This window comes from Bacillus sp. CECT 9360 (assembly GCF_918741275.1).
Classification (GTDB): domain Bacteria; phylum Bacillota; class Bacilli; order Bacillales; family DSM-1321; genus Peribacillus.
In genome coordinates, this window is the sequence record NZ_CAKKNA010000001.1 from 50,840 (window position 1) to 72,068 (window position 21,229).

A 21,229-nucleotide genomic window follows, 5' to 3' on the forward strand; every position below is an offset into this window, starting at 1 on the left:
GGGTCACTTCATGAAGTGGCTGTTTTTATTTTTGGGAACTATATTTCAATCATGCTTGTTATTGATTGCGTGTCAAGCATACAACCGTTTGTATGCTTTGCAAAACAGGGGTTCATCTCCTTATTTTTCATCAGTAAGTGAATGCGTAGGGAAATGCGGCAAAATCTCTTCACCAAGTTCAAGGATGACGTCTTCCGGCGGACGCTTAGAGAAATACAAGACAAATGAAAGGTGATTGACGCCGATTGCTTGGAATTGGTGAAGCAGCTCCAATAAATATTTTCGTCCGACATGAAAACCTAATGGAATGGTGACGGGAGGTGCATCGGGATTTTCAGATAAGTCGATAAATAACGACTGAGTAAACGGTTTGAATACACCCGGAGATTTTTCTTCGACCATTGCGCGGTAATCTCTGATTAACATCGTTTGTTGCTGGAGGCTTCTGGGATATTGGAACCAACCATCGCCATGCTCGGCAATCCATTCCATCGACTGGCGGCTGAAGCCCGTTGCCATTAGTGGAACCGGTGAATTAGGTTGGGGGATCAATCTTGTGACTGTTCCATCTATAACACCATGATCGGAATGAATGGTCGGACTTTCTTCCTTCAGCAATCGGTCAATGGTCTCGAAATTCTCTTTAAAAAGGTGTCCACTATCTTCTTTATCAATTCCCAGAGCTGTAAAATCCTTTGCCCGATCACCAGATCCGACACCAAGGATGAGGCGATCCGGAAACAAGCGGTGTATCGAAAGGGCTTCCTTAGCGACGCGAACCGGATGGCGTAAGGGAAGGACGACGCTAGAAGTTCCTAATGCTATTTGCTTAGTGTGAGCCGCAAGATACGTTAAATAGATCCAGACATCATACATTTGGCCATTATCATCAATAGTAAGATCCTGCATCGTAACATCCCGTAGCCAGAGTGCTGCAAAACCAAAATCTTCAATCGTACGGGCGAGCTGCAATTGATTTTCCATTCTTGGCATTTTGGACATTCTTTCAGTCGGGATCGAAAAGCCGAGTGTCATTTTATCTTGTTGATACAGTCTTTGAAATGCTCGGTGTTCTAGCATGCCGGACAAACCCTCCTTCGTCATGAGCCTTATTTATTTTTATCATCTTCAATATTATTGAAAAATAATAATATACCGATGTTATGTTTTAACAGCGATAAAGTCAAAAGATTGATTTCATTAGATACCACAAATGAATGGTGCTTGTGAGCCTTCTTTGTTATAAAAGAAGGAGGGGGGATAATATGGGAATTCAAATTGCAATTGTCACCGGTTCATCAAGCGGTTTTGGGTTTTTGACATCGCTTGAATTAGCTAGACGGGGATTTCAGGTGATCGCTACGATGCGGAATCTTCAAAAAGGAGAGATATTAACGAAGAAAGCAAAGGAATTGGGAATAGAGCGTAACATCGAAATTCATGAGCTTGACGTAACATCAGAAGCGTCCATTCAAAGTTTGAAGAGATTATTAGAATCGCTCGGGCGGTTGGATGTACTTGTTAATAACGCCGGCTATGCCGGTGCTGGTTTTGTCGAGGAAATTCCGGTCGCTGAATATAGACAACAATTCGAAACCAATCTGTTTGGCTTGATAGCCGTTACACAGGCAGTTTTACCGCTGATGCGTGAGCAAGGAAATGGAAACATCATCAATATAAGCAGCATCAGCGGCAGAATCGGTTTTCCAGGGATGTCCCCTTATGTTGCTTCCAAATACGCCCTCGAGGGATGGAGCGAATGTCTTCGGCTTGAAATGAAACCACTTGGAATCAATGTAGCCCTAGTCGAACCAGGTTCTTATCAGACCAACATTTGGTCAACAGGAAAACAAGTAACTGAGAGATCCCTGCAGGTAGATTCGCCCTACTTTGAATGGATGGGAAAATTAGAAGACCACCTGCTGAAAAGCGAGCCTCAATACGGAAATCCACAGGAAGTTGCCAATAAGGTAGCTGATCTCTCACAGCTAAATGATATGACGCTCAGGCACCCAGTCGGGAAAGGAGTGAAACTAAGCATCAGGCTAAAAAACTCACTACCATGGAGATCATGGGAGAAGGCTGTATTAAAAAGGTTGAATTAATTAAGTGATAAGAAACAATCAAAATGGGTGTTGGATGAGTGTGAGATACATATACAGCTTAAAAGGGAAGCCGTGAAAGTCCGGGTCGGTTCCCGCCACTTAAATCGGAGTAGCATTCAGGAGGTCACTGTTTTATGAAACAGGAAGACGAAGGATGCGATGTTGATGAGTCAGGAGACCTGCCTGTTTATACAAGACATGAAGCCTACGGGAATATAGGGTGTGTGCTTTCCGGGGACATATTGAAGAGGAAGTTTATCCGAATCAAGATGAACTTTTTGATGATATCAGCGTTGCTTATCAAAAAACGATCCAGGCATTCTATGATGCAGGCTGCCGCTACTTGCAATTAGACGATACTTCCTGGTCAGTATTCTTCTCGGAAACAGGCAGGGAACAGATCACTTAAAAAGGGCAGGATCCTGACAAACTGGCAAAGCTATTTGTGAGAGGAATCAATGAATCTATTATAAACAAGCCGGAAGATATGATCATTACGATGCACATAAGCAGGGGGAACTTTAAATCTACTTACGTGGCCTCCGGAGGCTATGAAAGTGTGTCCGAAATCATCTTTGGCGGGCTCGATGACGAGCGTTCAGGCGGTTTTGAACCATTGCGGCATGTGAACAGAAGCATCTGCAGCTTGTATAAGGCTTAATCACTTCCAAGTTCGGTGATTTGGAAAAACCGGAGAATGTGAAAGCTAGATTCGAAAAAGCCAGCCAATACGTGAGCATGGACCAGCGGGCTGTTTGGAAGTAAACATCTATTTTTTTATTTATTAAATTTTTATTTATTTCTCATTTTTCCTCAACAACAAATCTGTAAAAAAATAGTTTTCTACTATAAAAAAACACCCCCATAATCGGATTCTATTTTCGATTATAGGGGTGTTTTTTTTTCAATAATAACCTTTACTGTTAGGCCAAAACTTGGCTTATATCTTGATTGAACTATTTTACAGCAAACTCTCTAACATAGTTCTCTATCCTCAATTCTAACAATAATCAACAAGATAAAAGAGAACTTTAAATACGAATTGGGATATCAAAATTCTATTTATTTTGAAGAGGGAAAAATTGATCAATTAGTTTTTATAGGTGAAATTGATGTAAAGGTAGAAATTCACTTAAGAGATTAAAAAAGTATTGTAAAAAAACTAATTTTAATAAAATATTTTGAATAGAATTTATTTTCAGAATTATCATTGACAATTGATTAATATTAAATATAATAATGCTTAGGTTCTTCATTATCAAATCGAGTTTTATAATATAAAACAAGTTTGGTAGTTTCAAGGACTAAAACTACTATAAAACTATCTAAGAGCAAATTTTTTTGCAATCATATGTAATCGCTTTCAAATTTAAGAAGTAATGAAAACAAGGGGGTAATTAATTTGAGGAAAAGAAAGTTCTTGGGGGTTGTATCCAGTATAGCTATCGCAAGTTCATTATTTTTAGCGGGTTGCGGCGGTGGAAGTTCAGAAGAAAGTTCAGGTGGTAAGGCGAAGGCTAAAACCATAAAGGTTGCTCACTATTTTGCTGAGGATCATCCCCAAAATCTAGCATTGAAAGAAAAGTTTAAAAAGATGGTGGAAGAAGAGAGTAATGGGGAGTTAAAAGTAGAAATTTTTGCGAATAGTACTTTAGGTGCTGAAAAAGAGTTTTATGACGGGGTAAGGAACGGCACAATTGAAATGGGGATTCCAGGTTTAATTATGCAATCGGATATACCAAAGATGGGTGTTCCAGAATGGCCGTTTCTTTTCAGAGATTTTGAACACGTAAAGTCTGTACTCAATGGTCCTATCGGCGAAGAACTGACGGAAGATATGGAACCTATGCACGGCGTAAAACCGCTTGCTTGGAGTGCTAATGGCTTCAGGATGATCTCAAGTAATAAAACTATTGAAAATATGAAAGATTTAGAAGGTTTACGACTTAGATTGCCTAATATCCCCAACTATATAAAGCTAGGAGAAGCACTTGGAACAAATGTTTCACCAATGCCGATATCAGAAGTATTTACTGCTCTTGAACAAAAAGTTGTTGACGGTCAGGATAACCCGATTGCCACTCTAAGACAATCAGGATGGTATGAAGTCCAAAGCGATGTACTAGAATCAAAACATATGTTTAGTCCAAATCTTTATATCATAAACAAAAAGTTTTGGGATGGCTTGACAAAGGAACAACAAAAAATCATAGAAACTGCCTCCAAAGAAGCGGCAGCTTATGAATTTGAACTACTGGAAAAAAGCTATGAAGAAGATAAGAAATTTTTACAAGAAAATGGAGTAAAGTTCACTGAACCTAGCGAAAAATTCATGAAAGATATGCAGAAAACATCTGAACCTTTATACCAACAAATTTTCAAAGAGAATGACTGGGCTGAAGAGCTGTATAAAAAAATTAACGAAGAATGACGACTGATTATAAAAGGAGGAAATGTAGTGGCAAAAATATCAGCATTCTTAGAAAATCTATTAAATATTATACTTGCTTCCGCACTAGCTATTATGGTCATTCTCGTTTTTGGAAACGTAGTTCTCCGCTACTTCTTTAATTCTGGTATTACATGGTCTGAGGAAATGTCTCGTTACTTATTTGTTTGGCTCACTTTTTTAGGTGCAATAGGAGCTTATCAAAATAAGGAACATCTAGGTGTTGATATGGTGGTAAAACGCCTATCAAAAAGAATGAAAAAAATTGTACTAGTTATTAGCGACTTATTAATATTATTTGTACTCCTACTAATCCTGGATGGCAGCTGGAAGATGACGATGCTCAACTTACATAGTGTTACACCTGCTGTTGGCATGCCACTATCCTTTGTTTATGGTACTGGAATACTAGTAAGCGTTTCGATGGGGATCATCACAATCAATAATATATACCGAATCATTTTTAACAAAATTTCGGATGACGAGTTGATTATGATTAATGATTCAGAAGAAATGATAACCATGCATGATGGAAACCTAGGGAAGGGGGAAAAACAAGCATGATAGGAGTATTTGTTGGCTCATTACTTGGAGCAATGGCTTTTGGGATGCCGATTGCCTTTGCATTGCTGATTAGCAGCGTTGCTTTAATGTACTTCTTGGGGATTTTCGACAGCCAAATTATCGCACAGAACTTGATTACCGGTGCTGATAATTTTCCTCTCATGGCAATCCCTTTTTTCATGCTGGCAGGAGAGTTAATGAATGCAGGTGGACTGTCCAGGCGTATTGTTGAAATGGCTATGACAATGGTCGGGCATATACGAGGAGGACTTGGATATGTTGCGATTATTGCGAGTGTATTATTTGCAAGTTTGTCAGGTTCTGCAGTTGCAGACACGGCAGCCTTAGGAGCGATATTGATTCCTATGATGGTGAAAAGCGGTTATGAAGTTAATCGTTCCAGCGGATTAATTGCAGCGGGTGGAATTATTGCGCCTATCATTCCGCCAAGTATTGGATTTATTATTTTCGGTGTAGCAAGTGGCGTCTCCATTACTAAGCTTTTTATGGCCGGTATTGTTCCTGGTCTTTTGCTGGCAGTTGGATTAACGGTTACTTGGGCAATTGTGGCAAGGAAGGATAAAGTAAAAGTCCAACCTAGAAAATCATTTAAAGAAATCTTTATATCGATTCGACAAGGCATATGGGCACTTTTTCTTCCTGCCATTATTATCGGAGGATTGAAATTTGGACTTTTCACACCAACCGAGGCTGCTGTAGTAGCTGCCGTTTATGCATTGTTTGTTGGTTTGGTTATATACCGTGAATTGAAAGTTAAAGATTTATTTAGAGTGTTTGTACATGCTGGGAAAATGACAAGTGTGGTTATGTTCCTTGTTGCAGCTGCTCTGGTCTCGTCATGGCTTATTACGGTAGCTAATTTGCCAAATGAAGTGATTGGTTTATTGGAACCATTTATGGAACATCCTTTGCTGCTCCTTATAGCGATCAACTTGTTAGTCATCTTAATAGGGACGGCAATGGATATGACACCGACAATTCTTATTCTTACACCTGTTTTAATGCCGATTGTAGAACATGCAGGCATCGACCCCGTTTACTTTGGAGTTCTGTTTATTCTTAACAATGCAATAGGGTTGCTTACACCGCCTGTTGGAACCGTATTAAATGTAATGTGTGGGATAAGCAAAATTAGTATGGAAGACATAATGAAAGGAATATGGCCGTTTCTCCTGGTTGAAGTGATTGTATTGATTTTATTAATCGTCTTTCCTTCTCTAGTAATGGTACCTCTTGAGTGGTTTACCGCATGATCTTAGAAGTTCAGCAGGAAGAAAATTCATAAACTAAAATAATTTGCAGGAGGAAGAAAAATGAAAAAATGGATGAAACGTATGGCGATAGGAATCATGTTGCCAGGAGTCTTGGTACTAAGCGCGTGTGGAAATGATGGCGATAGCACCACAACTGCCAATTCAGCTGGTGACGGGATAAAGGAAAGGACTATTAAAACAGGCATTGGAAACAGTGAAGCTCATCCGCAAGGCCAGGGGATGAATAAATTCAAAGAACTTGTCGAAGAGAAAAGCGGCGGGAAAATGAAAGTACAAAACTTTTTCGATGCTACTCTTGGAGATGATTTAAAAATGACAGAAGCACTCCAAGCGGGACTTCAGGAAGTTACGACACCTTCCACTTCACCTCTCGTGGGGATGGTTCCGGAATATGGCATGTTAGATTTTCCTTTTATATTTAACACCGAGGAAGAAGCGGATGCCATTCTTGATGGAAAAGTAGGCAAGCAACTCCTTGACAGATTGCCGGAACAGGGGCTAGTAGGACTTGGATACTGGGAGAACGGATTCCGCCAATTAACCAACAGTAAGCATCCAGTCAAAACAGCGGAAGATTTTAAAGGGTTAAAGGTTCGTACTATGCAAAATGAAGTTCATTTAGATGCATTCGAAAAATTAGGAGCAAACCCAACACCAATGGCTTTTTCTGAAGTATTTACGGCGCTAGAGAGTGGAACGGTAGATGGACAAGAAAATCCGCTGCCAACAATCGTAACTCAAAAATATAATGAGGTTCAATCTCATTTAAGCCTTACAAAACACGTATATACGCCATTCGTTTTCCTAGTCAGCAAAAAGTTCTGGGATAGCCTGTCTGAAGAAGAGCAGAAAGTTATGCGGGAAGCAGCTGAAGAAGCAGGAAAGTACCAACGTGATTTAAACCGTAGCGAAAATGAAAAAGCCATTAAAGAACTTGAAAAAGCAGGCATGAAAATAAACGAAGTATCGGATGAAGAACGGAAAAAAATGAATGAAATTATTCAGCCCGTAAATGATAAATTTGCTGAAAAAATTGGCGTAAACCTTGTTGATGAAATGATGACTGAACTGGATAAAGTACGTGAAAAGTAATATAAACCTTTGGTGAGGAGTAATAATGATGGATATCATCTCACAACTACTGCAAGGAGTTAGTTTGCCGGAAATGATAAAGATTAGGCAAAAGTTCAATGCGCCCGAACTGGCTGATACAGCTAGAGAGGTTCACACCGCAATAAAAGAGGGTGACGTGCTCTCCAGGGTTTCTCCTGGAGACCGCGTTGCCATTGCAGTGGGGAGCAGAGGGGTGGCGGATATCGCGATTATAACCCGCGAGACAGTCAACGCGATTAAGAGTGTCGGAGGAGAGCCCTTTATTGTTCCTGCAATGGGAAGTCACGGAGGTGCCACTGCTGAAGGTCAAATTGACGTTCTTTTGCAGCTTGGTGTGACAGAAGAGACAGTTGGGGCTCCAATCTGCTCATCAATGGAAGTAGTCAAATTAGGTGAGTTGCCTAATGGGTTGCCAGTGTACATTGATAAGTTTGCTTACGAGTCAGATAAAATTGTCGTAATCAATAGAATAAAACCTCACACAGCTTTTAGAGGTCCCGTGGAAAGCGGACTGATGAAAATGATTACGATCGGCTTGGGGAAACAAAAGGGTGCAGAAGCCGCTCATGCATTCAGCTTTAAGTATATGGCTGAACATGTTTTGGAAATGACGAAGATCACCATGAAGAAAACGCCAATTATTTTTGGGGTGGCAACTTTGGAAAATGCATATGACCGCCCGGCGAAAATTGTTGCAGTCCCGGCAGAGAAAATCGAAGAGATGGAGCCGGAATTGTTGAGAGAAGCCAAATCTTATATGCCGAAAATCTATTTTGACTCCATTGATGTCCTGATTGTTGATGAGTTGGGAAAAGATATTTCCGGTGATGGGATGGATCCTAATATTACAGGGAGGTACGCCACTCCATATGCCAGTGGAGGACCGGAAATTACCCGAATAGTCGTTCTTGGATTGACTGAAAAAACGCATGGGAATGCTAATGGAATCGGGATGGCGGACATGACCACAAAAGCTGTAATGGATGAAATTTCCTGGGAGAAAGGATATGCAAATGCGCTCACCAGCACTGTTACTGCCGTAGTTAAGCTTCCCATGGTGTTGGATACAGATGAATTGGCTGTAAAAGCAGCGATTAAAACCTGCAATGCCTTTGACCTGGAAAAAGCGAAAATAGTAAGAATAAAAAACACTTTAGAGATTGGAGAGATTTGGATTTCTGAAAGCTTACTGGCTCAGGCGAAGAAGATAGCAGATATTGAGATCTTATCTAATCCGTCTGAACTGATCCTGAATTAGATTTAAGTCTCTTTTTAAAAAGGAAATGGCTAATGTCAGTTATATATACTGGATTTGTAGCTAGTTATCTAATGTCACTATTTTATCCATGCAACTGGCTCATATATTTTTCAGGCTTGCTGGGTATGGTCTCAGTTGCATTATCTTTCTCTAAAGCTTCTAACCTTTTTAAAAGAACCAGCTCCTTATTTATGATAGTTGGCTTTGGATTAATGATGTACTATGATTTATCCCTTGTTGACATCCCTGTTTACTTTAACAGAATGGCAATCATGATCTCCCTATTTGTATTACTGCCTTTTTTGAATAGTATTATTACCGTCGGAAAATACGATAGGAATGTTAACAAATTGTTAAAGTTAAATACTACTGATTTAAGCCAATTGTATTACAGGGGATCATTGGTCAGTTATATTATTGGAATGTTTCTAAATATCGGGGTCGTCCCATTTGTGTATCAAGTAATCGAGAAAAACTTGAAAGATCAGGCAGCTTATATGAAGAAGCGGTATATTGCCAGTCTGATCTTAAGAGGATATGCACTCTGTCTCGTATGGAGTCCCATGGAAATATTAGTGGGATTAACCATCGATATTACTGGGACCTCATATTTACATCTGCTCCCATATTTACTGGCTTTTTCAATAATACTGCTTATGGTTGATTGGTTACTAGCAAAGAAGTACAAAAAGTACGAAATAGATATTTCCGGACAGACAAACACATATGAATTCGGAATCCTGAAGAACATCATTATTTTGCTGCTATATTTGATGTTTTTCATAATAGTAGTTTCTTTATTTAGGTACTTTTTTGATTTTGATTTCTTAACCTCGGTGACGCTTATGATTGTGCCTTACGCTGTTTTTTGGGCCCTTACAATTAAAAAGCTTAGATTTTATTTAAAGTACAGTGTAATGGTTTGGAAAAGAAAAACAGCGACATTACAAAACTACGTCGTCTTGTTTCTTGGTGTAGGATTCTTTATCAGTATTTTAGAAGAAACAGAATTATTAAAATATCTTCAAGAACCGGTTATTGAACTAGGAAAAACGCCTATAGTCCTTTTTTTAGTCATTCAGATCATGTTTCTGTTTCTGGCGAATATAGGTTTTCATCCATTAATCACCATGGCTATAATCGGTGAAGCTATACAGCCTATTATTGGTGTCGTCAATCCGTTATCTTTAGGCATTGTACTAATTACTTCAGGCCTGTCGACAGTAATGGCCGGTCCTTATAATATTACCGTTTCGATAACAAGTATTTTGTTGGATGAAAATCCGTACAAAATTTCTTTATATAATTTAAAGTTCGCATTATTATTCAGCAGCACAGGAACCTTCATTGCACTATTGATCATGTGGATATTTTAACGAAGGGGGATTATGATGAATCGATTATATCCGAATATTGATAGCGATATAAATCCTTATAGAGACAATGTCCAAGGCAAGGCAAATGAACCAATAACAGTGGCTGCCTTGTTGGACAGAGCTAAGCTTACCTTGGGATCGACATATGAAGGTGGAAAGCCGGACTGGACTTTGGAGAGTATTTACCTACGTCTTGAAAATAATGCTCCACGCATCGCAATCATTGGAGGGTCGGCTGACCATCCGGCCCATATTATGGATTTACAAACATGCGCCCGTGCGGCCATTCGAATTTGGCAAAATGGAGGAGTGCCGTTTTATTTCTCTACACCTGTTATGTGTGATGGGACAGCTCAAAGCAATCAGGGAATGAGTTATTCACTTCAAAGCCGGAATGCGGTGGCTCAAATGATTGTTAATCAGCTGGAAGCACATAGTTATCACGGCTCTTTTGTGATTCAGGGATGCGATAAACAACCCCTTGGCGTGGTGAGCGGTCTTGCCCACCTGGACCGTTTACGCCGAAACAGGGGAGAAGCGCCATTCTTTGCTACATTTGCTCCGGCCCATGTTATGGAAGGCGGGTCAATTCCCGAAGATGTTGTAATGGAACTTGAAGGGTTAGCAAGAAAAGCTGAAAAAGAGGGAGCCGCAGACATTGCAATGGACCTGCGAGATACGATGGCATATATCTTACAATGCTCTTCCAATACCGCATTTCAAGGAGTATTCGAAAGAGCGTTTGAAAGAGGACTGCTTACTAAGGCAGAACATAAATATTTTGAAATGCGTTTAGCGGTTGCGACATGTGATGGGCAAGGTGGCGTATGCGCATTTAATGGAACTGGAAACAGTTCCAGGCATTTGGTTGCAGGCTTAGGTCTTGTTCATCCGGCCTTGGAGCTGCTCACTGATCCACCATCCCAGCGTCAGGTCAATGCAGCATTAGACAGCCTTGCTGACATGATTAATAAGGAAGAGTATGGGGTTTCTAATATAGTCGCTACTAATATTAGAAATGGAATTCGAATACATAGTGCCTCTGGAGGCTCTACTAATTTAATGATACACATTGTAGCAGGCATGTTGTATGCCGGATATAAATTCAGTTTATGGGAATTGGATAAAATCCACCATTCCCATCCGATACCGGATCTGTTTGATTATAGTTTAACTGAAGGCAGAGATATTTATGAGCTGGCCATGCAGTGTTGCAGCGGTAATAGCCGCGGAATGGAAACCCTATTTCACGAACTGTTGGCAAACGAAGTGCCAATGGATGTGGACGCTCAGACCGTGGCAGCACAAACATGGAAAGAAAGACTTGAAATTACAAAAAGTTTACAGGCATCAAATGTAAAAGAAAATCAAGTCATTTTGCCTACTCCCCGCCGCCCGTTCAGTGGCGTTGATGTGTTAAAGGGAAACTTTTTCGAAAGTGCAGTTGTTAAAATAAGCGGTATGTCGACGGCACAGCTTAGTCAATTCGATAATAAGCTAGCTTTCGTTCTTTACTATGAAAATGAAGACGATGCGAATAGAAATTTGCTTGATCCTGATTTGCTGACACATATACGTAATCATAAGCTTTTCAAACACAATATTTTGCTGGAAGCTTTAAAGTATAACAGTGCTTCTGCATGGAATAACCTAAAGGACAAAGAATATGATCAATTGTTCGACATCATGACTGAAGAAGGCATATTGAAAATCGCTGTTATCATCGCGGGACAAGGACCGGTCGCTTTTGGAATGCCGGAGATGTTTACGCCTATGCAACATATCAATGCCAGCCGCACAATGAAGAAGCTGGCTACCATTATCAGTGATGGAAGGTATTCAGGTGTTACTTATGGAGCAGCGATCGGTCACATGACTCCGGAAGCTTATGAAGGTGGGGGGATTGGATATTTGCAGACAGGAGATGTATTATACCTCGGTCTAAGTGATCACCGGATTGAATTCGTTAGCGCACTACAATTAGCACAAGGAAAAGTGATTTATGAATTTAATGAGGAATTAAGAAAGGAACGAATAGATTTAAAAGAAGAAAGAAAGCAAAAAATGAATGCGCGTCAGAAATTGGTCGCCGCGAGCAATAGAATGTATGGACATACCGATGCAGCTAACGGCGTTGTCCCACTAGCTGTTTATGAGGACGCTGAACTTGATTATAAGTCTGATGTTATTCAAGGAGTCAAAAGTATCGTAAGTCATTAAAGAGAATAATGGGATAAAAACATTTATAATAGGAAGAAACTGAAACAAAGGAGAATGAAAAATGCCCATTATTCAATCCGTTGAACGTGCATTAAAGATTTTAGATTTGTTTGACGAACGTTCGAGAGAATTAACCATTACAGAAATCAGCAAAAGAATGGATTTGCATAAAAGTACGGTACATTCACTATTAAAAACGCTTCAATCCCACAGATACATTCTTCAAAACGAGGAGAATGGAAAATATATGCTAGGTCTAAAGCTTTTTGAGAGAGGCAACTTCGTTGTCAGCAATCTTGATCTTCGCACGGTAGCAAGGAAGCATCTTGAAATGCTGTCAGACACAACAAATCTTACTGTCCATCTCGTTATACTGGATGGCCAATATGGGGTCTATATCGATAAAGTGGAGGGCAGCGGCGTTACGGTCGTGTATTCCAGAATCGGAAGAAGAGTTCCCATTCATACTAGTGCTGTAGGGAAATCGCTAGTTGTGGATAAAAGCAATGATGAGATTAAGAAACTTATGACTGGTTATCAATTTACAAAGCTTACCGAAAAATCAATTAGTTCACAAGAAGAATTTATGCTTGAAGTAGAAAATGTACGAAGAAGAGGCTATTCTTTGGACAACGAAGAGAATGAACCAGGTATTGTATGCGTAGCAGTACCCGTCAAAGATTACTCTGGTAAAGTTATTGCTGCCGTTAGCATGTCTACACCAGTTGCAAAGGCGACTAGTGAAAAACTCGAGGAATTTGTAAATCTATTAAAGGTATGCACGTTTAATATTTCAGAAGAATTAGGTTTTAACTACCAAAAAGCCAAACTTCTTTAAGAAGTAATCCGGGAGGTAACAATGAGAATTATTAGGTATATAAATGAACAGAATCAAAAGCAGCTGGCAGCCTTATCAATAAGCGATGAAATATACGATTTGCCATTCGAGGATTTCCTTTCTTTTATAAGCCATGTGAAACAGCAGAATCAATCACCAGTAGAGTTTATTAACCGTTTGATCAACGAAAAGAACCATGCCAAGAAGAAGTTGGAAGATGTAATGGTGGCGATCCCGATTGATGCTCCCGAAGTATGGGCGGCAGGTGTCACATATGAAAAAAGCAAAGAAGCCCGTAATTATGAAGCAACACAAGGAAAGTTGGACAGTCAGACTTTCTATGACAAAGTCTATGATGCAGAGCGTCCGGAAATTTTCTTCAAATCTACAGCCGCAAGAACCGTTGGACCGAATGACCCTGTATATTTACGTTCTGATTCTAACTGGCAAATTCCTGAGCCCGAATTAGGTTTGGTTATTGACAAAGAAGGTGAGGTTATCGGTTACACCATTGGTAACGATATGAGTTGCAGAGATATTGAGGGCGAAAATCCTTTATACTTACCGCAAGCAAAAATGTGGAAAAATTCTTGTTCAATTGGGCCAGCAATTTTATTAAAAGAAGCGGTAGCTGATCCTTATGAACTAAAAATCATTTGCCGTATTTATCGAAATGAGCAGATTGTGTTTGAAGGGGAAGCACAGGTAAGCCAGTTAAAGCGTAAACTTGATCAACTAGTAGACTACCTCATTCTAGATAATCAAGTTTTTGACGGCACAGTATTACTTACTGGAACATGTATTGTACCACCTAACGAATTTACGTTAAATGACAATGACAGAGTGGAAATTGAAATTCCGCGAATTGGAGTGTTGAACAATCCTGTCAAACTGCCAAATCCTATTTTGACTAAGGCAAATTAAGGGGTGGGAAAATGGATGAGTATAAGATTCTTTATTTAAGTGAGAAAGATAATGTAGCCGTAGCATTGTCCGAGATTCCCGCCAATGTGTCCGTAATGATACAAAATAATGGCAAAGAAATGTTAGTGCAGGTTTTGGAACCGATTAGGTTTGGGCATAAATTCGCTGTCAGGCCTATCAAGAAAAGCGAAGACATCAAAAAATATGGTGAAGTAATCGGTTCAGCTGTAATGGATATAAAAGCTGGAGCCCACGTCCATGTCCATAATCTAGAAGGTAAAAGAGGAAGAGGTGATAAAATTGTTAACTGAAAATTTGCAATTTTATGGTTATCGTCGTCCAGATGGAAGGGTCGGTGTCCGTAATCATGTGCTCATTTTGCCAACCATTACTTGTGCCACACAGACAGCACAAAGAGTAACGGAACTAGTAAGCGGCACCGTTACGTTCATTCACCAGCATGGGTGCGCCCAAGTAGGTATTGATTATGACCAAACCTTCAGAACGTATGAAGGCATGGGGAAAAACCCTAACGTTTATGGCGTGATTGTACTAGGTTTGGGCTGTGAAACTCACCAGGCTAATGGTGTAGCGAAAGAAATTGCAAAAACTAAAAAGCCTGTTGAGGTTGTTTCAATACAGGATCATGGCGGAACGCTTCAAGCCATTGCCGAAACAGCTAGAATTGCTACGAAAATGGTACAGGATGCTTCTATGGTGCAAAGAGAGCTATGCGATTTTAATGAACTTATTGTAGGTACAGAGTGCGGAGGATCTGATGCTTGTTCAGGGTTATCGGCTAATCCGGCAGTAGGAAAAGCTAGTGACTTACTTGTTGAGCAAGGTGGAACAGCTATTCTGGCTGAAACAACCGAACTAATTGGAGCTGAGCACTTGCTTGCGGGAAGAGCAGCTAATGATCAAATTGCCAATAAAGCATATCAAATTATTGGTGCAATGGAAAATCGCTCGATTCAAATGGGTGTTGACATTCGTACCGGTAATCCGAGTCCGGGAAATTTGGAAGGCGGGATAAGTTCACTTGAGGAGAAATCACTCGGCGCTGCAACTAAATCAGGAACGAGTCGCTTGGAAGAGATTGTGGACTATGCCGCGGTTCCCTCGAAAAAAGGGCTCGTCTGGATGGATACCCCAGGTCATGATATTGAGCAGCTGACGGGCATGGTAGCCGGCGGAGCGCAAATCGTGCTCTTCACTACAGGCAGAGGCACGCCAACCGGTTCCCCTATTGCTCCAGTCATTAAGATATCAACGAATACTCCCATGTTTGAACGCATGAACGAAAATATGGATATGGATGCGGGGACTATTGTCTTTGGAAAAGAATCGGTAGACCAGGTCGGTAATAGAATTATGCAGGAAATTCAGCATGTAGCTAATGGCAAGCTTACGAAAGCAGAGATTTTAAAGCAACATGACTTTGGAATCTGGAGAATAGGACCTACCTTTTAAATAATGAAACGAAGGAGAGATAGGAATGCAAACGATATTTAAAGAAAAAACCTATAAAAATTTTATTAATAATGAATGGGTCGACTCACCTTCACAAGAAACGATTAAAAGTATAAACCCCGCCAATAAAGAAGAGGCAGTGGGATACGTACAAAGCTCCACAAAGCAAGATTTGGATAGAGCGGTGGAAGCAGCCCATCAAGCCAAGAAGTCATGGAGGAAAATCGGGCAGGCGGCCAGAGGTCAGTTTTTGTACAAAGTAGCGAATATTCTAGAAGAAAATCTTGAAGATATCGCAGAGACAATGACAAGGGAAATGGGAAAAACTTTACCGGAGGCGAAAGGCGAAACGGCACGGGGTGTCGCTATTCTCCGCTACTATGCAGCTGAAGGCATGAGGAAAGATGGAGATGTGATTCCTTCTTCTGATAAAGATGCACTTATGTTTACAAAACGGACGCCTCTTGGTGTAGTCGGGGTGATAACTCCTTGGAACTTCCCTGTGGCCATTCCGATTTGGAAACTGGCACCTGCTCTAGTTTATGGAAATACGATTGTTCTTAAACCGGCGACTGAAGGCGCTGTGACAGCGGCGAAAGTAGTGGAGTGTTTTGGGAAAGCCGGACTTCCAGAAGGTGTATTTAACTTCATTACCGGGTCAGGTTCAGTGATCGGCCAGGCGTTAGTTGATCATCCGTTGCTGAATGCAATAACCTTTACTGGTTCTGATAATGTTGGCAAAAATGTCGCAAAATCAGCAGCTGCACGTGGAATTAAATTCCAACTTGAAATGGGCGGTAAAAACCCTGTTATAGTCGCTAATGACGCTAATCTTGACTTAACAGTGGAAGCTGTAATTAATGGAGGACTTCGTTCGTCAGGACAAAAATGCACAGCATCCAGTAGAGTGATTGTCCACGAAGCTATTTACGATGAATTTAAAACCAAATTGATTAATGAAGTGTCTAAAATTACTGTTGGCAATGGATTGAGTGCGGGAACATGGATGGGTCCATGCGCAAGTGAGAGTCAATTTAATACGGTCAAGGAATATATCGAAAAAGGAAAAGAGGAAGGTGCTACCTTAGTTTATGGAGGCGAAGTGCTAACCGGTGAGGAATATGCAAACGGTTACTATATTAAACCAGCAATCTTTGAAGAAGTGAAGTCTGAAATGATTATCGCCCAAGAAGAAATTTTTGGACCTGTAATCGCATTAATTAAAGCTACTTCACTACAAGAAGCCATTGAGATTGCAAATGATACTAAATTTGGCTTAAGTGCTTCAATCTTTACAACTAATATAAGTAACCTATTAGAGTTTGTTGAAGAAATCGAAGCAGGACTTGTTAGAATTAACGCGGAAAGTGCCGGAGTTGAATTGCAAGCTCCGTTCGGCGGGATGAAAGGCTCCAGTTCGGGGTCCCGAGAACAAGGGGAAGCGGCTAAGGAGTTCTTTACAGCCATCAAAACGGTATTCATCAAAGGTTCATAAGATGAAAATCACCAAAATTACGCAATACAAAGTTCCTCCCCGCTGGCTTTTCCTCAAAGTAGAAACGGACGAAGGAATAACGGGCTGGGGAGAGCCGGTTGTCGAAGGCCGTGCGGATACTGTAAAAGCCTGTGTGGAGGAGTTATCAGAGTACTTAATTGGCAGAAATCCCAATGATATAGAAGATATTTGGCAAACTCTATATCGGGGTGGTTTTTATCGAGGCGGTCCTATTTTAATGAGCGCCATTTCGGGAATTGAACAGGCTCTTTGGGATATTAAAGGACGTTATTATCAGGTCCCTGTTTATGAGATGCTTGGGGGTAAAGCACGTCAGAAAATCAAGGTGTATTCCTGGGTTGGCGGCGATAGGCCACAGGATGTCGTAATGGCAGCCAGGGGAAAGCAGAATCAAGGTTTCTTGGCCGTTAAAATGAATGCCAGCGAAGAAATGAACTACATCGACGATCATTCAAAGGTAGAGAAGGTGATTGAAAGAGTGGCATCTATACGGGAAGCACTGGGCAAAGATTTTGGCATTGGCGTCGATTTTCATGGCAGGATTCATAAAACGATGGCGAAAATCATTGTGAAAGAGCTAGAACCTTATCGTCCGATGTTCATTGAAGAACCGGTTTTGCCCGAGAATAACGAAGCGTTGAAAGAGATTGCCAGGCATACGACTTGTCCGATTGCGACGGGAGAAAGAATGTACACTCGCTGGGGTTTCAAACAGTTGCTGGCTGACGGATATGTCGATATTATTCAGCCGGATCTGTCCCATACAGGCGGAATTCTGGAAGGGAAAAAAATAGCAGCCATGGCGGAAGCTTATGATGTTGCTATTGCTCCACATTGCCCATTAGGCCCGATGACTTTGGCTTCTTCCATTCATCTGGATGCAAGCACGCCTAATTTTATTATTCAGGAACAAAGCCTCGGTATTCATTACAATGAGGGAATGGATATTTTAGATTACATGGTTAATCCAGAAATTTTCAATTATGAAAAAGGATATGTCAATATTCCGCATTTACCGGGGCTTGGTGTCGAGATTGATGAAGTAAAAGTGAAAAAAGCGGCAATGATCGGGCATAATTGGAAAAATCCTATTTGGAGACATGAGGATGGAAGTATAGCTGAATGGTAAGGACATCAATTATTTTAGAAGGGAGAAAAAAATGAAGTTTCATGGCATTATCCCACCTGTAGTTACACTTTTTGATGAAGCCGGTAACCTGGATTTGGATCTGAACAGAAAGTACATGGACCGGTTGATCGAACATGGCATCCATGGCGTGCTGTTGATGGGCAGTTCAGGGGAATTCACTTCACTCACGATAGAGGAACGAAAATTATATATTAGGGAAATGATTAAGCATATCAACAAACGTATCCCCGTTTTAGTAGGAGTAGGGCACACTGCCTTAAAAGAAGTGTTGGAATTATGTTCTTATGCAGAAGAACAGGGAGCAGATGGGGTGCTGGCAGTTAATCCATACTACTGGAAACTTTCAGATGAGCAATTATACCGTTTTTATTCAATAATCGCTGAACACACAGATTTGCCTGTTCTTCTGTATAATATTCCATCTTTCACAGGGCAATCTCTATCAGTAGAATTGACAAAAGATCTTGCACTAAATTACCGGAATATTTGTGGAATTAAAGAAACTGTAAGCGAATTCAGCCATATAAGAGAGATTATTACAGAACTAAAAAAAGTACGTGAAGATTTTATGGTATTTTCTGCTTTTGATGAACACCTACTGCCGGCTCAAATGATCGGAGCTGCAGGAAGCATTAATGGAAGTGCCGTTTTTGCTCCGGAGATTTCTGTTAGCTTGTATGAGGCCTACCAGGAGAACAATTTAGGAAAGTCAGAGCAGTATCACAAGCAGCTTTCTCAATTGATGGATTTATATACATACTGTCCTTCTTTCTTTACGACTATGAAAGAAGCGGTCCATCAAAGATGGTTTACTGTTAGGTCTGGTCACCGGGCACCTTTTGATGTGTTTCCGAAAGATTTAAGTGAAAAAGTAGAATCACTTCTGAAAAATATTAACCTGAAAGAAGGTGTAAATAGTGAAAGATTCTCGTGATCTATTAGAAAAGCTCGGCTATCCCTCAACAGATTTGCAAGAACTGCCTACTTCTACAAAGACGTTTCCAGATGGAGCTCAATATCGAATTGAATTGCCGAGTGTGGAAGGACCGGTCGCGTTAAAGGAAACTTTACGTGCAATTGACCGCCATGGCATTACGGTACACCGGATATCACAAGGTAGCGGCATCATGCTGCAAACGGATGATGAAATCTTGGAAATGTGCCAAATGACCGCTGAAAGAGGCATGGAGCTCAGTTTATTTGTCGGTCCTAGAGGGACATGGGATATTAGTGCACAGCCTTTAACAAGCGCAGGCAAGTCAATTGCTTTGCGCCATGAAGGGGTCGACCAATTGGTCTATGCAATGGAAGACCTCAAAAGAGGTGCAAATTTAGGACTGCGCGGAGCTTTAGTTGCCGACGAAGGACTGCTCATGTTGACCAAAGAAATGAAAAAGCATGGACAGCTACCGGAAGATTTTGTGATTAAAGTATCCGTTCAAATGGGATCTGCCAACCCGGTATCCGTGAAGTTAATGGAAGATCTAGGAGCTGGTACTTACAATGTCCCGACTGCCCTTACCCTCGCAAAACTGGCATCCATTCGCCAGGCAATAGATATGCCGATCGATTTATATATTGAAGTTCCTGACAACTTCGGTGGTTTCTTGCGCTACTACGAAATTCCAGAAATAATCCGTGTCCTGGCTCCTGTCTATATAAAATTTGGTTTGCGCAACCATCCCGATGTGTATCCTTCAGGAAAACAGTGGGAAAGCACGAATATTTCTTTAGCACAAGAACGTGTCAGAAGGGCAGCGCTTGGCGTTCAGATGATTGAACGATATTATCCAGAGGCCAAAACTTCCAAACTTGGAGCGGCAGGCTTGGGCATACCCAAAGTTGTCTCATCACCCATTTCGAAATAATTGAATGTGCCCCTGAACTGATCATGAGATGGCTCTGTTTGGCTCAGGGATTCTTAAGGATCAAACAAATCGAAAAGGAGAAAAAATAATGGAATTTAAAGTACTGCTAACAGACTATGAATTTGAAAATTTAACTTATGAAGAGGAAGTATTTGAAGAAGCAGGAATTAAGATTCATTTTGTAAAGGCACAATGTAAAACGGAAGAAGAAGTGATTGATCACGCTAAAGATGCTGATGCCCTATTAAATCAATATGCTCCTGTGAGCAGACGGGTGATTGAATCTCTTAATAAATGCAAAGTCATTTCACGATATGGGGTAGGAGTCAATACAATTGATTTAGAAGCGGCTACCGAAAAAGGTATTATCGTGGCCAATGTACCGGACTATGGCATGGAGGAAGTGTCCAACCATGCGCTTGCGCTTCTTTTATCTTGGGCTCGAAAAGTTACTTTGTTAAATAATCAAGTGAAAAGAGGAAATTGGGATTTTAAAGCTTGTGTGCCCATCCACCGTTTTAATGAGCAAACGGTTGGTGTATTAGGTTTCGGACGAATTCCACGAAGCCTGGTTGAAAAGGTAAAGCCTTTAGGCTTTAAATTAGCAGCTTATGATCCGTTTGTTTCAGCAGAGGATATGGAAAAAGCCGGAGTCCAAAAAATGGAGCTGGACGAAGTAATTCAAGCTGCAGATTTTCTTTCCATTCATGTACCACTCATCAAGGATACCTATCATTTAATTAATGAAGAACGATTAAACCGAATGAAACCGAATGCCGTGATTATCAATACAGCGCGCGGACCAATTATTGATGAAGCAGCGCTAGCTAATGCACTTGCTGATGGAGTGATTGCAGGGGCGGCTCTTGATGTTTTGGAAGATGAACCGGTTAGAATTGATAGTCCATTATTAAATATGGAAAATGTAATTATTACACCCCATAGCGCATGGTATTCGGAGGAAGCCATGGTGGAATTGAGGAAAAAAGCCGCATTGAATATTGTACAGGTACTAAGTGGCAGTGCCACTCCGTATGCCTTGACATAATAAATAGAAAAAAACTTGGGAAAGAAGTGAAA

The 21,229-nt window shown here is 40.7% G+C and carries 18 protein-coding genes, 1 pseudogene and 1 riboswitch; of the genes and pseudogenes, 18 read left to right on the forward strand and 1 reads right to left on the reverse strand.

Going from position 1 to position 21,229, the window contains the following annotated elements:
• Nucleotides 1–120 precede the first annotated feature (120 nt).
• Nucleotides 121–1,080: a TIGR03571 family LLM class oxidoreductase gene (locus LQ216_RS00220; RefSeq protein ID WP_230126120.1), complete on the reverse strand. Its 960-nt coding sequence runs from the start codon at nucleotides 1,078–1,080 to the stop codon at nucleotides 121–123.
• A 185-nt stretch (nucleotides 1,081–1,265) separates the two neighbouring features.
• Here LQ216_RS00220 and LQ216_RS00225 point away from each other — a divergent pair, with 185 nt between their 5' ends.
• From LQ216_RS00225 to LQ216_RS00310, 18 genes and pseudogenes are all read left to right on the forward strand, one after another.
• Nucleotides 1,266–2,105, forward strand: coding sequence for an oxidoreductase (locus tag LQ216_RS00225; protein ID WP_230126121.1), 840 nt, complete (start codon nucleotides 1,266–1,268; stop codon nucleotides 2,103–2,105).
• Between the two features lie 8 nt (nucleotides 2,106–2,113).
• A riboswitch (cobalamin riboswitch) is annotated at nucleotides 2,114–2,307 on the forward strand.
• 27 nt (nucleotides 2,308–2,334) lie between these two features.
• Nucleotides 2,335–2,852, forward strand: a pseudogene (locus tag LQ216_RS00230) (5-methyltetrahydropteroyltriglutamate--homocysteine methyltransferase); the annotation flags it as partial.
• 655 nt (nucleotides 2,853–3,507) lie between these two features.
• Entirely contained in the window at nucleotides 3,508–4,536 is a 1,029-nt protein-coding gene (locus LQ216_RS00235) for a TRAP transporter substrate-binding protein (RefSeq protein WP_230126122.1), read from the forward strand.
• A 27-nt stretch (nucleotides 4,537–4,563) separates the two neighbouring features.
• Complete coding sequence (locus LQ216_RS00240; protein WP_230126123.1) at nucleotides 4,564–5,118, forward strand: TRAP transporter small permease; 555 nt, start codon at nucleotides 4,564–4,566, stop codon at nucleotides 5,116–5,118.
• Entirely contained in the window at nucleotides 5,115–6,392 is a 1,278-nt protein-coding gene (locus tag LQ216_RS00245) for a TRAP transporter large permease subunit (RefSeq protein WP_230126124.1), read from the forward strand. Before LQ216_RS00240 ends, LQ216_RS00245 begins: the two co-directional genes overlap by 4 nt.
• A gap of 60 nt (nucleotides 6,393–6,452) precedes the next feature.
• A complete protein-coding gene (locus tag LQ216_RS00250; protein WP_230126125.1) occupies nucleotides 6,453–7,505 on the forward strand; it encodes a TRAP transporter substrate-binding protein in 1,053 nt (350 codons plus the stop codon).
• Nucleotides 7,506–7,533: 28 nt separating this feature from the next.
• Entirely contained in the window at nucleotides 7,534–8,784 is a 1,251-nt protein-coding gene (locus LQ216_RS00255; RefSeq protein WP_230126428.1) for a lactate racemase domain-containing protein, read from the forward strand.
• Between the two features lie 350 nt (nucleotides 8,785–9,134).
• Nucleotides 9,135–10,160: a hypothetical protein gene (locus LQ216_RS00260; protein ID WP_230126126.1), complete on the forward strand. Its 1,026-nt coding sequence runs from the start codon at nucleotides 9,135–9,137 to the stop codon at nucleotides 10,158–10,160.
• Nucleotides 10,161–10,172: 12 nt separating this feature from the next.
• Nucleotides 10,173–12,380, forward strand: coding sequence for a dihydroxy-acid dehydratase (locus tag LQ216_RS00265; protein ID WP_230126127.1), 2,208 nt, complete (start codon nucleotides 10,173–10,175; stop codon nucleotides 12,378–12,380).
• 61 nt (nucleotides 12,381–12,441) lie between these two features.
• Complete coding sequence (locus LQ216_RS00270) at nucleotides 12,442–13,218, forward strand: IclR family transcriptional regulator (protein ID WP_230126128.1); 777 nt, start codon at nucleotides 12,442–12,444, stop codon at nucleotides 13,216–13,218.
• Between the two features lie 21 nt (nucleotides 13,219–13,239).
• Nucleotides 13,240–14,142, forward strand: coding sequence for a fumarylacetoacetate hydrolase family protein (locus tag LQ216_RS00275; RefSeq protein ID WP_230126129.1), 903 nt, complete (start codon nucleotides 13,240–13,242; stop codon nucleotides 14,140–14,142).
• A gap of 11 nt (nucleotides 14,143–14,153) precedes the next feature.
• Nucleotides 14,154–14,453, forward strand: a complete 300-nt coding sequence (locus tag LQ216_RS00280) for a UxaA family hydrolase (protein ID WP_230126130.1) — start codon at nucleotides 14,154–14,156, stop codon at nucleotides 14,451–14,453.
• Complete coding sequence (locus LQ216_RS00285) at nucleotides 14,443–15,615, forward strand: UxaA family hydrolase (protein ID WP_230126131.1); 1,173 nt, start codon at nucleotides 14,443–14,445, stop codon at nucleotides 15,613–15,615. Before LQ216_RS00280 ends, LQ216_RS00285 begins: the two co-directional genes overlap by 11 nt.
• A gap of 25 nt (nucleotides 15,616–15,640) precedes the next feature.
• Nucleotides 15,641–17,110, forward strand: a complete 1,470-nt coding sequence (gene gucD / locus LQ216_RS00290) for an alpha-ketoglutaric semialdehyde dehydrogenase GucD (RefSeq protein ID WP_230126132.1) — start codon at nucleotides 15,641–15,643, stop codon at nucleotides 17,108–17,110.
• Nucleotide 17,111: 1 nt separating this feature from the next.
• Nucleotides 17,112–18,260, forward strand: a complete 1,149-nt coding sequence (dgoD, locus tag LQ216_RS00295; RefSeq protein ID WP_230126133.1) for a galactonate dehydratase — start codon at nucleotides 17,112–17,114, stop codon at nucleotides 18,258–18,260.
• 31 nt (nucleotides 18,261–18,291) lie between these two features.
• Complete coding sequence (locus LQ216_RS00300) at nucleotides 18,292–19,215, forward strand: dihydrodipicolinate synthase family protein (protein ID WP_230126134.1); 924 nt, start codon at nucleotides 18,292–18,294, stop codon at nucleotides 19,213–19,215.
• Nucleotides 19,199–20,149, forward strand: coding sequence for a U32 family peptidase (locus LQ216_RS00305; RefSeq protein WP_230126135.1), 951 nt, complete (start codon nucleotides 19,199–19,201; stop codon nucleotides 20,147–20,149). The genes LQ216_RS00300 and LQ216_RS00305 overlap by 17 nt, the downstream gene beginning before the upstream one ends.
• 88 nt (nucleotides 20,150–20,237) lie before the next feature.
• Nucleotides 20,238–21,197 (forward strand): C-terminal binding protein, encoded by a 960-nt coding sequence (locus LQ216_RS00310; protein WP_230126136.1) that lies wholly within the window; start codon nucleotides 20,238–20,240, stop codon nucleotides 21,195–21,197.
• Nucleotides 21,198–21,229: the final 32 nt, after the last annotated feature.